This is a genomic window from Massilia sp. Mn16-1_5, assembly GCF_004798585.1.
In the GTDB taxonomy this organism is placed as follows: domain Bacteria; phylum Pseudomonadota; class Gammaproteobacteria; order Burkholderiales; family Burkholderiaceae_D; genus Telluria.
Genome location: NZ_PPXQ01000026.1, coordinates 14,190 through 26,922, shown reverse-complemented (window position 1 = coordinate 26,922; position 12,733 = coordinate 14,190). Strand labels below are relative to the sequence as shown.

The following is a 12,733-nucleotide window of genomic DNA, read 5'->3' as shown; positions in this document are numbered from 1 at the left end:
TCAGTGTTCGCTCAGTGTTCGGATGCCGCGCCACGGCCTGCGCGTGCGGCCTGGCGCCGGCGCAGCGTGGACACGCCGGTGACGCAGATCGCCAGCCAAGCGCAGCCTTCCAGCATGCCGGCCAGCACGTCGGACAGGTAATGGGCGCCGAGATACAGGCGCGAGCCCGCCACCAGCAGCACCATCGCGCAGGCCGCCAGCACGATCGCGGCGCGCGCGGCCCAGCTGTGCGCATGGCGCGTCAGGTAGCAGGCCAGCACGCCGTAGAACAGGGTCGCCGCCACCGTGTGGCCGCTCGGGAAGCTGTAGGTGCTCAGGGTCAGGATCGGCTCGTCGAAATGCGGGCGCGCCCGCTCGAAGGTGTGCTTCATGGCCACGTTAAGGAGCATCCCGCCCGGCACCGCGGCCACCAGCGTCAGCATCCAGTGGCGCGCATCGACCCGCACCAGCCACCAGCCGGCCAGCGCCGTCAGGGCCAACATGCCCGGCGTGCTGTGCAGCTCGGTCACGACCAGCAGGAAGTTGCGCAGCGCCGTGCTGGCGTGGGCGTGGATATGCAGCCAGTTCGCCAAGCGCAGGTCGAGCGCGGTGATCGGCGCGCCATTCACGACCTCGTCGGCGAGTCGCGCAAAGCCCGCCATCGCCAGCAGCAGGGCCAGCACGCCCAGCGTCAGGTGCAGGCCGAACTGCTCCTGGGGCGAAAAACGCGCGACGGCGAAGCGGTGCAGGCGGGTCGTCAAGGATTCATTCATGCGGCGGGGAAGACATGGCAAAAAAACTACACTTGAAATTTTTTACTGGTGTTATGTACAGTAACTGTAGATTTATACAGTAGTTGTGTTATCCTGTTTTCACTGATCAACATAATTCAAACAAGGGAAACGTCAATGACCACTCTGAACAACACCTTCGGCCTGGAATACGCTCCTGCACCTTTTCTTATGCGCATCGGACGCCGTGAAATCCTGATTACCCGTGACTTCCGCAAACGCTTCTACCCGATCAACCCGATTATCGAATGCGATACGGGCGTTGAGGCGGGCCATGTCGAAGTGCTGCTGTTCGGCCGCTGGCTCCTCATCCTGTCGAAGGCCCACTAAGGCGTTCATGGCCTGAGCATGCGGCACCTTCGTCCTGCCGGGCAAGCATTAAAAATCGCATAACCATAGCTGAAATCATTCGTTTTCTTCGGGTGAGCGGAGCAATACCCTAGTGGTAACCGTCTCCTAACTCATCTGAAAGAAACGTATGTTCAAGAAAATCGTTCAATCCCTGGTCGCAGTCGCAGTGCTGGCCCAGGCGCCTGCTTTCGCTGCCGACGTATCGCTGCTGAACGTGTCCTACGATCCGACGCGCGAGCTCTACCAGGATTACGACGCAGCCTTCGCCAAGTACTGGAAGACCAAGACCGGCGACAACGTCACGGTGAAGCAGTCGCACGGCGGCTCGGGCAAGCAGGCGCGCGCCGTGATCGATGGCCTCTCGGCCGACGTTGTCACACTGGCACTGGCCTATGACATCGATGCTATCAGTGAACGCGGCCTTATCGCGCACAACTGGCAGGATCGCCTGAAGTACCGCAGTTCGCCCTACACCTCGACCATCGTGTTCCTGGTGCGCAAGGGCAACCCGAAGGCTATCCGCGACTGGGGCGACCTCGTGAAGCCGGGCGTGTCCGTCATCACCCCGAATCCGAAGACCTCGGGCGGCGCCCGCTGGAACCACCTCGCGGCCTGGGGCTATGCCCTGCGCCAGCCGGGCGGTAACGAAGCCAGCGCACGCGACTTCATCAGCAAGCTGTACAAGAACGTGCCGGTGCTCGATTCGGGCGCGCGCGGCGCCACCACCACCTTTGTCGAACGCGGCATCGGCGACGTGCTGCTGGCCTGGGAAAACGAAGCCCTGCTGGCCCTGCGCGAACTCGGTCCGGGCAAGTTCGAGATCGTGGCGCCATCGGTGAGTATCCTGGCCGAACCGCCGGTCGCCGTGGTCGACAAGGTCGCCGACAAGCGCGGCACGCGCCAGGTGGCCCAGGCCTACCTGGAATACCTGTACAGCGACGAAGGCCAGGACATCATCGCCAAGAATTACTACCGTCCGGCGGTCGAGAAATTCTCGCGCAAGTACGCTTCGCAGTTCCCGAACATCAAGCTGTTCACGCTCGACCAGGTGGCCGGTAACTGGACCAATGCACAGAAGGCCCACTTCGCCGACGGCGGCGTGTTTGACCAGATTTACCAGCCCGGCAAAAAATGACTTGAAATCCGGCGCACGACCACGACTGTGTTGATTTGCTAATCGTGGTCTGTCGCCGGGGATGCTGTTGAGTATCCATCGAGACAGTCCTTCCTGCACTACCCCTAGGAAAGGAAGACGACATGTCAGCAACTCTTCGCAAGATCAACGAACAAGTCATCGTCATTACCGGCGCCAGCAGCGGTATCGGTCTTACCACCGCCCGCATGGCCGCCGAACAGGGCGCAAAACTCGTGCTGGCTTCGCGCAACGGCGAGGCGCTCGACCAGCTGGCCAGCGAACTGCGGCGCCAGGGCTGCCAGGTCGCTACCGTCGCAGCCGACGTCGGCAATGTGCAGGACGTCGAGCGCATCGGCCAGACCGCGATGGAGCGCTTCGGCCGCATCGATACATGGATTAACAATGCCGGCGTCGGCACTTTCGGCCGCCTCGAAGAGGTGACGCTGGAAGACCACCAGCGCCTGTTCCAGACCAATTTCTGGGGCGTCGTGCATGGCTCGCTGGAAGCCGTCAAGCGCCTGAAGCAGCGCGGTGGCGGTGCGCTGATCAATGTCGGCAGCGAAGTGTCGGACACGCCGGTGCCCCTGCAAGGCATGTACTCGGCCTCCAAGCATGCGGTCAAAGCGTTTACGGACTCGCTGCGCATGGAATTGCAGAAGGAAGACGCGCCGATCTCCGTTACCCTGATCAAGCCGGCGGCCATCGATACCCTGTTCGCGGTGCACGCGAAGAACTACATGGACAAGGAAGCGACCCTGCCGCCGCCGGTGTACGCGCCGGAAATCGTTGCCAATGCCATCCTGCATTGTGCTTCCCATCCGAAACGGGAAGTGTTCGTGGGCGGCGCATCGAAGTTCATCTCCGCCAGCCGCGCCCGCATGCCATTCCTGACCGATCGTTTCAGCCAGGCGACCATGTTCAGCCAGCAAAAGTCGAAACAGGACAAAATGCCGGGCCGCCCCGACGCCCTCCACGCGCCCGACCCGACCCACGCGCTGCGCGAACGCCAGGGCATGCCTGAGCGCAGCGTCAAGGAAACCTCGGCCTACACGACCCTGGCCCTGAACAAGAAGCCCTTGATGACGGCGCTGCTGAGCGGCGGCGCCCTGTTTGCGGCCTGGAAGCTGGCGCAGCCAGGGATGGCACGGCGCAGGCTGGGGCGGATTTAAGCGCCCTGCAGAAACAAAAAGACGCGCAGCTAGCGCGTCTTTTTTTGCCGATGGCCGTGGCTAGCCGTAGGGTGGGCACTCTGTGCCCACGCGGTCGTGCCTATGCATACCGCACCGTCGTTAGGCACGTCCACAGCCGAGGTGCGACGTTTCGGATTAGCTTGGGCAGTACCCCGTGGGCACCGAGTGCCCACCCTACAAACCTGAACTACCTCCCCGCGTCTTTATCGATCGGCGGCCGGCTCGACAGGAACTCGGTATCGTCTTCCGTCAGCGGCAGATCGGGAATCGACTCGATCCGGTCGGTATCGATGTCGGCGCCATCCTTGGCCACTGTGTCGCGTCCGGCGGCCGCGCGCTCGCCGGTGCCGCCCATATCGCTGTCACCGGAAAAGTCCGCGTCGCCGACGTCGGGACCCGCGGTGTCGCCCGCGTGGCTTGCTTCCAGGTCGGAAGTCGTGCCCTCGTCCAGGTGCAGCACCTGGTCGTCGTCGAGGTTGGCCGAAAAGCCGGGACCGCCGACCACGTCGCTGCCGGTATCGGAGATATCGCTCGGTCCCAGTGCGTCGGTGCCATGGCCCTTGCCAAGGCTGCGGTCTGGGCGTTCCGGGAAGTTGTCCGGATCAAGTGTGCTAATGCCAGTCATGATGCCTCCGTGAAGATGGTTGTCGGATAGTTCAGGATAATGTCAGGCTACAGCCATTCGGCACTGCATGGCGCAGCGCAGGGCGCTAGAAAGCGTGGCGCATGCCGACGTTGATGGCCGCATTGCCGTTGCCGCGCGCACTGGCATTGCCGACGGTATAACCCGCGCCATTGCGGTTCTGGATGCGCGAATACGCCGCATAGAAATCGGTACGGCGTGACAGCGCGTGGCTGGCGCCGAACGCGACCTGCCGGGCGTCCTGGTTGGCCGGATCGCGGTCGTCCTTCTGGATCCAGGATGCAAGCAGGGTCGTGCGCTGGCCGACCGGCACCGCCATGCCGAACAGCACGTCACGGCTGTTGGTCGACGCGGTGCGCGCCAGGCCCGCGCCATAGGGATTGTCGGGATTGAAGAGCGGCGAACTGGCCCAGCCGCGGCTCAGGCTGTAGGCCGTGTAGGCCGTGCCCCAACCGAGACGCAGGTTGGCCGCCAGGATCGAGTTGCGCGAAACGGTGTCGTTGCTGGTTTTGCTGTTGAGCTGGACGCGCACGGCGCTCAGGTTCTGGTGCGCCGCGCGCACGGTCAGCGGTCCGGCCTCGAGGCCGACCGTCATGCCCCAGGCGCGTCCGGCCGGCGAGGTGTCGACCTTTTCCTTGTAGGCATAGGAGGCGCCGGCCGAGATGCCACGTGCCAACGCGCCGAAGTACTGGATGCTGTTGTCGACCCGGCGCCCGCCGCCGATCAGGTTCCCCGCGTTGCCGGACATTCCGCCCTTGAAGGGGTCCGCCACGTCCGTCAGCGCCAGGTATTGCAGGTTGTACTGGCGGCCGATGGTGATCGCGCCGAACTCGCCGGCAAGGCCGACGAAGGCCTGGCGTCCGAACAGGCGCTCGTGCTGGTCGCTGCGGCCGGTATCGACCCGGACGCCGCTCTCGAGGGTGAAGATGGCCGAGGTGTTGTTGCCGACCGCTTCCCTGCCCTGGATGCCGATATGGGACTCCGAGGCCAGGCCACTCCCTACCTGGGTCGTACACGCGTTGCCGCATCCGCCCTGCCCGACCACCCCGGCATCGATCACGCCATACGTCGTGACGCCGTTCTGCGCGCAGGCAAGCGCGGCACTTCCACCCAGTACTGCACACGTAACAAACGACTTGAGCATCGGCGTATCCTCTCTACGCCTCTACATTACGCCTCTAAAGCAGCGTCATCTGTCGAATGTCGCACATACCGCTGACCACTTAAGCTCGTCTTCATGTAGGCGGACTCCGACGTACATACGTCAAGCCTCAAGCAGCTAGCGCCACCGCGTTCTTGCCGCCGCGTTTTGCAGCATACATGGCGTTATCGGCGCGGGCCAGCCAGGCGTCGAGATCGTGCGCTTCGCCCGGCCGGTGCAGGGCGACACCGATGCTGGCGCCGACCGTCACGCTGGCGCGGCGCAAGGCATAAGGCTGGCGCAGCACCTCCAGCAAGCTGTTTGCTTTCTCATGGGCATCTTGCGCATCCGCCAGGCCTTCCAGTACGACCACGAATTCGTCGCCGGCCAGGCGCGCCACGAGATCGGTCTTGCGCACCGCTTCAAACAGCCGGGCGCCGAACTGGCGCAGCAATTCGTCGCCTTCCTCATGGCCATGGGTATCGTTGACGCCCTTGAAACCGTCCATGTCGAGGAACAGCAAGGCGCAGGGTTTGCCGGCGCGCACGGCGCGGTGCATGGCATCGGGCAGGGTCTGCATCAGCGCGCGCCGGTTCGGCAGGCCCGTCAGGGCATCGTGCAGCAGCAGCGCCTGCAGCTCGGCGGTACGCGCGGCGACCGTGCTTTCCAGCTGCTGGTTCATCGTTTCCAGCGCACTGCGGTGGGCCTCCTCGCTGCGTACCAGTTCGCGCATCGCGTGCGACAGCACATTGGCCTCGTGGAAGCCGTCCACCACCGGAATGTCTTGCGGACGCCCGCCGGCGCGGGTGGCTGCGGCCGCCTGCTCGATCGCGCCGCTGAGCGCATCCATGGGCCGCGTCAAGCGGCGCGCCAGCAGCGCGGCGCAACCGGCCAGCACCAGGGCCATCAGGACGCTCAGCACGATCATGCGGTCTTCCAGCGCGCGCGCATCGGCCAGCGCCGCATCCTCGGTATGCCGCACGAGCACCGCCCACTGCAAGGTCGCGGGATCGCCCGTCGTACCGGTACGGCTATAACCGGTGAGATAGATTCTGCCGTCCGCCCCCTCCTCGCGCAGCGAACCGGTCGCACCGGTCTGGGCCAGGCGCAGGCTCGGGGTATCGATCTTCTTTTCGATCAGGTGCTCCGGACCGAGGATGACGGTACCGTCGGCCCGCACCACCAGCACTTCGGCGCCGTACTCGCGCAGGGCCGGCGTCAGCAGCTGGCGCGCGCGGTTGCGCGCCCACTGCCAGCTCATGTGCACACCGACCACGCCGCGCACCTGGCCATCCGCCCCAAGCAGCGGGGCCGACATGTCGATGAAACGCCAGGGATCGGCCGCTTTCGGCAAGAGTTTGTTCAGCAGCAGGGCCGGATGATAGTCGGTGGCGTGCGCCCCTTTCAGGCCCGCCTGGAACCAGGGCCGGGCCTCCACCTGCGCGCCTTCCAGCATGCGGCCGGTCGACGCCCTCACCTTGCCCTTGGCATCGACGACGCCGATCCAGGCATAGTCGGGCACTTCGCGCTGGATTGACTCCAGCACGCTGCGGGTGGCCTCGGGCTGGTCGTAGGAACGTATCTGGGGCAGGTCCGCGAGCAGCTTGACGGTGACGATGGCGTTGTTCGTGACGCGATTAAGGGAGTCGCGCATTTGCCAGGACAGCTGCTGCAGGCGCAACTGGGCTTCCTTGCGGGCTTGCTGGTGGGCGAAGTGGCTGACCAGGGCGAGGTGCAGCAGGACCGTCAGGGTGACGGCGATGCTGACCATGAGCATGGTGATCGTTGCCAGGCGCAGGGAGCGGCGCCTTGGAGCGCGGGCCGGGTGGTTCATGTGGACGTGTTGTCAAATGAATCGGACATGATAGCTGTGCGGGAAGGACCGGACAATGAAAACAGTGCTTAAAAGCACAATTTTCGGGATGGCTTGCCTTCCAGCGGCATGCTTGGGCTTACAATGAATAAATCGACAAAACATACCGCAGGTCACGTGCAGACCGTTTCCCACTACGATCAGAACGCAGAGAAGTTCGTTGCCCAGTACGAGTCGCTTACATTTGAACACGTGCACTCTACCCTGCTGGACGTCCTGCCACCGCCCGGCGCGACGATCCTCGACGTCGGCGCCGGCTCCGGAAGGGACGCAGCCTGGTTTGCGGCCAAGGGATACGACGTGGTCGCTGCCGAGCCCTCGGAAGCAATGCGTACGCTTGCACGTCAGCGCCATCCTTCGCCACGCATTCACTGGGTTGCCGACAGCCTGCCAGACCTGGCCCAGGTGCGCAGACTGGGGCTTACGTTTGATTTGATCCTGCTCTCGGCGGTCTGGATGCATGTACCGCCGGCGTCACGCCAGCGTGCCCTGCGCAAGCTGGCAACGCTGCTGTCGCCGAATGGACGTATCGCCATCAGCCTTCGCCTCGGTCCGCCCGATACCGACCGGGCCATGTACGAGGTGACGCTACCCGAGCTGACGGCGATGGCCCATCAGTTCGGACTCAGGCTGGTGCGTACCGACGACAGCCCTGACAAACTCGGGCGGCCGGGCATATCGTGGGCCACCGCGGTTCTTGGCTTACCCGATGATGGATTGGGGGCACTTCCGCTGCTGCGTCACTTGATCCTGACAGACGGGAAGTCATCGACCTACAAGATCGCTCTGCTCCGCATTCTCGCCAGGGTCGCCGATACCGCGGCGGGTGCAGCGCGCCATGAGCCGGATTCGGTCGTCCTGCCAATGGGCCTGGTAGCGCTCTTCTGGCTCCGCATGTACAAGCCGCTGATCGAGGGCGGCCTCCCCCAGATGCCACCTAACCGAGCTGGAAATACTCCCGGCTTCGTGACCAGTAACTTCACTGCCTTGCGTTCCATTCGGCCGGTGGACCTTCGTGCAGGGATGGAGTTCCATGACGACACGGCGCGACACCTTCACGGCAGCCTGTGGGAGATTGCCAGGCTGATCCGCGAAATGCCTGTCAGATACCTGCGTTGGCCAGCGAGCGATGACAACATCTTTCATATCAAGCACCAGCGTCGCACGTCGACACCATCAAGCCTGCGGATCGACGACCCGTTCCTGTGGAGCTTCGGCGAATTCCATGTCCCCCTTCAGATCTGGGATGCGCTGAGCCACTATAACGTGTGGGTCGAACCAGTCCTTATCGGGGAGTGGGTGCGCCTGATGGAATCCTATTCAGGACAACTTGGCCCGACTATTGGTCAGACTGCGTATTCCCTCCTTGCGTGGGCGGATCCCGAGCGCGACACCAGATTGGCGCGGACTGCAGTCGAACGGCTGCGGAGCCAGGGCAAGCCCGTCTACTGTGTCTGGTCGGGCCAGCGTCTGCGGGATGACTACGATATCGACCATTGTTTTCCGTTCGCTGCCTGGCCTTGCGGGGACGCCTGGAATCTGATGCCTGCGTCGAAGCGCATCAACAACGAGAAGTCGAATCGTTTGGTGACGCAAGCCGCGCTGGAGCGGGCCAGCGAGCGGATCGGGGAGTGGTGGGAGGATGCGTTTCTGTCGGCCGGCGCCGGGGAGCGTCGGCGGTTTTTTCTTGAGGCGGAGCAAACCTTGCCGATGTTGCAGAATGCGGGGTCGTCGCTGGATCTCATCGATGCGATGAAGGTGCAGCGGATTCGGTTGGCGAAGGATCAGGGGTTGCGGGGGTGGGAGCCTTCCATTGGCCGAGCTTTATGATCAGAGGTACAGCGCGCGCCCTCGGCGCGCGGCGCTGCCCGCCTTGCGGGCAGCAGTCGGCCGGATTCGAAGAGGGCTGGGCAAGTATGCCCAGCCCTTCGAATCTCACACGGGAGGCGCGCAGGCGCCTCCCTCGCTTCCGCCAGGAAATAAAAAACCGCCTTTCGGCGGTTTCTTTATTTCCTGGCGGAAGCGGTGAGATTCGAACTCACGAACGGGTTCCCCCGTCGGCAGTTTTCAAGACTGCTGCCTTCAACCACTCGGCCACGCTTCCTGTGAGTCCGGCATTATACATAAATCATTGTGCTGACGGCAGGCAATTAGCATCACTGCTTGAGTATCACCGCGTGGCGGGGGACCCGCCCACCCTACAAAACCGACCGAGTCCCTACCCCACTAACAGCCAGTTCTCTCGCAGCCCTTGCTCGAACCGCGCCGCCGGCAACGGCGCCGCATACAGGTAACCCTGCACCTCGTCACAGCCCGAATCGCGCAGGAACGACAGCTGATCCAGCGTCTCGACACCTTCCGCGATCACCCGGTGCCCCAGCTGGCGCCCGATACTGATGATGGTGCTCGCAATCGCGCAGTCGCTCGTATCCGAAGGGATGCCGGTCGTAAACGACCGATCGATCTTCAGCGTATGAATCGGAAAGCGCTTCAGGTAAGACAGGCTCGAGTAACCGGTGCCGAAGTCGTCCAGCGAGAGCGCGACGCCCAAGTCATTGATACGGTCCATGATGCCGATGACGCGGTCGATGTCGTGCATCAGGGTGCTCTCGGTGATTTCCAGCTCCAACCAGCACGGGTCGAGCGCATAGCGTTCGAGGGTTGCGGCGACGCGGGTCGGCAGCGACTCGGTGAATTCGCGGGCCGAGACGTTCACCGCGAGGCGGAACGGCCGCAGACCGGCGCGCTGCCAGACCGCCGCCTGGGCGCAGGCCTGTTCCAGCACCCACTCTCCGACCTGCACGATCAGGCCCGTGGTTTCGGCCAGCGGAATGAATTCGGACGGCGGCACCAGGCCGCGCTCGGGATGCGACCAGCGCACCAGCGCTTCGGCGCCGACGATGCGGTCGCTGCCGATCTCGAACTTCGGCTGGTAGTACAGCAGCAGTTCGCCGTGGCCGAGCGCGTGGCGCAGGCCGGATTCGATGCGCATGCGCTCATGCATGCCCTGGTTCATGTCCATGCTGTAGAAGGCGACGCTGTGGTCCGGATCCGCATGGCCCTCTTTCGCGCGCGCCATCGCGATGTCGGCGTTGCGCAGCAGGGTCTCGGCTTCCACGCCGTCCTGCGGGAAGACGCTGATGCCGACACTGGCGCCGACGCGCAGGTCGTGGCCTTCGATCAGGAAGGGCGCGTCGAGCGCGGCCTGCAGTTTCTGCGCGACCGTCGTCGCTTCGAAATGCTGGCGGATGTCGAACAGGCCGACCGCGAATTCGTCGCCGGCCAGGTGCGCGACCACGTCTTCCTCGCGCAGGGTGGCGCGGAAACGCGCCGCGACCTGGCGCAGCAGCTCGTCGCCCAGGCGTCGGCCGAGAGTGTCGTTGACCAGCTTGAAGCGATTCAGGTCGATGAACAGCACGCAGCCGGTGGCGACGTTGCGCTGGGCGACCATCAGCGCCTGGTCGACCAGGCGCGCGAACAGGGTGCGGTTCGGCAGGCCGGTCAGTTCGTTGTAATAGGCCAGGTGATGCAGGCGTTCCTCGACCAGCTTGCGTTCGGTGATGTCGGTCAGATACGCGATCAGGCCGACCGGACGCTCCTCGAGGTCGCGCAAGGGGGTGAGCGAGAGGCTGGCCCAAAAGACCTCACCCGATTTCTTCCGGCGCCGCACTTCCATCATGCGCCCGCCGCCCTCGGCAAAGGCGTCCGGAATGCTCTCGTCCTCGTCCACATACAGGAACAGGATGTTCTTGCCCACCGCTTCCAGCGCGGAGTAGCCGAACAGGCGCTCGGCGCCGCCGTTCCAGCTGGTGATGTAGCCCATCAGGTCGAGGGTCAGCACCGACTCGTGGATCTGGTCGAGGATCTGCGACTGGTGCGCCAGCTGGGCTTCGATGCCGGCGTAGGCGTGGGTGGCGCGGCGCGCCAGCGAATGCACCTGCAGCAGCGTGCCGGTGAGCGACGCGAGACCCGCCAGGTGACGCCGGTCCTGCTCGTCGAAATCGAAGCGGCCCGCGACTTCATAGCAGCCATGATAGGTGCCCTCGGCATGCACCTCGTGCAGCAGCACGCCGGGCGGCGCGCAGCGCGGCTCGGGAAATGCCGGGGCCAGCGGATCGACCGCGAGGAAGCGCCCTTCCGCACAGCCCAGCAGCGTGCGTGCGATGCGGCCGAGTTCTTCGGCCAGCGCTTCGCCGCGCAGGCGCATCACCGCGTCGCTCAGCGCGGCGCTGCAGGCGACGAAATCATGGCTGCCCACTACCAGCGTCTCACACATTGCGGCCCACCTGAATCGCCCAGTGATGCGCGTGCAGCTGGCTTTGCCACCAGGTGGCGGCATCGATCCCGGCGGCGTCGAGCAGGGCCGCGTCCGGACCGCGCTCGGCCAGTAGCAGGCGCCGTCCCAGCACGCCTTCGCGATGCAGCAGCGCGGCTGCGACGTGGTCGGGCAGCGGCAGGTCGGCCAGGATGTCCGCCATCGGCATGCCGAGCAGGCGGTCCAGCAGGGAAAAGGCACCGGTCATGAATGCCAGGTCCTGCTCGTCGCGCTCGGCGCCGTCGCGCTTGCACAGCATCTCGAGCTGGCCGGCGCGCAGGGCCGCAAGTGGCAGCAGCAGATTCGGCAAGCCGTCGGCGTTGCCGCGCGCGTACAGCAGCAGCTGCAGCCAGCGCTGCAGCTGGCGCCGGCCGAGCACGGCGATGGCCTGGGCGTAACCGGTGATCGCGGTGTTGACGGCGAAGGCGGCCGAATTCACCAGTTTCAGGAGGTGGAAGGAGAGCGCCGGATCCTGCTTGAGCAGCAGTTCGATGTCGCGCGAGTCGGCGTCGCTGGCCAGCAGGGCCAGCAGGCTGAGGATGCGGCGGCGCGAGCTGCCGTCCTGGCCGGGTCCGCCGCTTTGCTGCGCCAGCGGATAGTCGCCGCTGAACCAGGTGAAGCCGGCACGCTCGCATTCCTCGAAGCGCGCGGCGCTGTCGACCTCGCGCGCCAGGTGCGGGCCGAACACGGCCAGCAGGCTGGCGGCGGGTGGCGCACCGTCACGGCAGCGCAGCGTCACCGCGCGCAGTTTGGCCGGACGCGCCACACCCGGCGGCAAAGGGCCGTCGAGCATCACGCGGTAGCCGGCATCGGCCAGGGCGGCCAGTTGCTGCGCCGCCCCCTCCTGGGCCAGCGCGGCGGCAGCGACGCCGAACACGATCCGGTTCGGCGGCAGCAGCTTCAGCAGTGGGGGCGTGAGCTGGGCCGGATCGGACAAGAGCAGCACGCAGTCGAGCGGCGCGATCGCTGCCAGCAGGTCGGGTGCGCCGAACAGCGCGGGGATCAGTTCCGGGACCTGCCCGGCCCTGAGATCCATTCCAAGCGCCACCCACTCGTTCCTGCCATTGGCGATGGGGTGCAGTCGCACCGTTGGAAAGGAAACAAGGTCCGGCAAGGCCATTGGGGTCTTTGGAGTAGGTAGTCAAGCAATAGTAGTCGAGCATATGCGCAAAAGCAATGGAAATGTTTCTCTGTGGATACATTTTGGCCGTATTTACCACGCAGCGACTACGTACTATTACGTAGTCGAATCGACATCCCCGACAGTTAGAATCATGCGCTTGCCATTTCCAACCTAGTGCAAGATATGGGTCGG

Annotated in this window: 10 protein-coding genes and 1 tRNA gene; 4 read left to right on the top strand and 7 right to left on the bottom strand. The window is 64.6% G+C overall.

The window, feature by feature from the left end:
* Positions 1 to 11 precede the first annotated feature (11 nt).
* Positions 12 to 752 (bottom strand): phosphatase PAP2 family protein, encoded by a 741-nt coding sequence (locus tag C2862_RS22950; protein ID WP_136223031.1) that lies wholly within the window; start codon positions 750 to 752, stop codon positions 12 to 14.
* A gap of 135 nt (positions 753 to 887) precedes the next feature.
* On the opposite strand from C2862_RS22950, the gene C2862_RS22945 reads away from it, so the two are divergent.
* From C2862_RS22945 to C2862_RS22935, 3 genes are all read left to right on the top strand, one after another.
* Positions 888 to 1,100, top strand: coding sequence for a hypothetical protein (locus tag C2862_RS22945; RefSeq protein WP_136223029.1), 213 nt, complete (start codon positions 888 to 890; stop codon positions 1,098 to 1,100).
* Between the two features lie 148 nt (positions 1,101 to 1,248).
* Complete coding sequence (locus tag C2862_RS22940; RefSeq protein WP_136223027.1) at positions 1,249 to 2,256, top strand: sulfate ABC transporter substrate-binding protein; 1,008 nt, start codon at positions 1,249 to 1,251, stop codon at positions 2,254 to 2,256.
* A 122-nt stretch (positions 2,257 to 2,378) separates the two neighbouring features.
* Positions 2,379 to 3,425 carry an SDR family oxidoreductase gene (locus C2862_RS22935; RefSeq protein ID WP_136223025.1) on the top strand — a complete coding sequence of 349 codons (1,047 nt, stop codon included), beginning with the start codon at positions 2,379 to 2,381 and terminating at the stop codon, positions 3,423 to 3,425.
* A gap of 208 nt (positions 3,426 to 3,633) precedes the next feature.
* Here C2862_RS22935 and C2862_RS22930 read toward each other — a convergent pair whose 3' ends face one another.
* From C2862_RS22930 to C2862_RS22920, 3 genes are all read right to left on the bottom strand, one after another.
* Positions 3,634 to 4,071 carry a hypothetical protein gene (locus C2862_RS22930; protein WP_136223023.1) on the bottom strand — a complete coding sequence of 146 codons (438 nt, stop codon included), beginning with the start codon at positions 4,069 to 4,071 and terminating at the stop codon, positions 3,634 to 3,636.
* Between the two features lie 85 nt (positions 4,072 to 4,156).
* Positions 4,157 to 5,233, bottom strand: coding sequence for a porin (locus C2862_RS22925; protein WP_136223021.1), 1,077 nt, complete (start codon positions 5,231 to 5,233; stop codon positions 4,157 to 4,159).
* Positions 5,234 to 5,360: 127 nt separating this feature from the next.
* Complete coding sequence (locus C2862_RS22920; RefSeq protein WP_136223019.1) at positions 5,361 to 7,064, bottom strand: sensor domain-containing diguanylate cyclase; 1,704 nt, start codon at positions 7,062 to 7,064, stop codon at positions 5,361 to 5,363.
* Between the two features lie 123 nt (positions 7,065 to 7,187).
* Here C2862_RS22920 and C2862_RS22915 point away from each other — a divergent pair, with 123 nt between their 5' ends.
* Entirely contained in the window at positions 7,188 to 8,933 is a 1,746-nt protein-coding gene (locus C2862_RS22915) for a methyltransferase domain-containing protein (protein ID WP_168710150.1), read from the top strand.
* Between the two features lie 184 nt (positions 8,934 to 9,117).
* Here C2862_RS22915 and C2862_RS22910 read toward each other — a convergent pair.
* The 3 genes from C2862_RS22910 to C2862_RS22900 form a co-directional block, all read right to left on the bottom strand.
* Positions 9,118 to 9,207, bottom strand: a tRNA-Ser gene (locus C2862_RS22910).
* A gap of 114 nt (positions 9,208 to 9,321) precedes the next feature.
* Positions 9,322 to 11,379, bottom strand: coding sequence for a bifunctional diguanylate cyclase/phosphodiesterase (locus C2862_RS22905; RefSeq protein ID WP_136223015.1), 2,058 nt, complete (start codon positions 11,377 to 11,379; stop codon positions 9,322 to 9,324).
* On the bottom strand, positions 11,372 to 12,454 hold the full coding sequence (locus C2862_RS22900; RefSeq protein ID WP_229467569.1) for an HDOD domain-containing protein: 1,083 nt from the start codon (positions 12,452 to 12,454) through the stop codon (positions 11,372 to 11,374). Before C2862_RS22900 ends, C2862_RS22905 begins: the two co-directional genes overlap by 8 nt.
* Between the last annotated feature and the right edge of the window lie 279 nt (positions 12,455 to 12,733).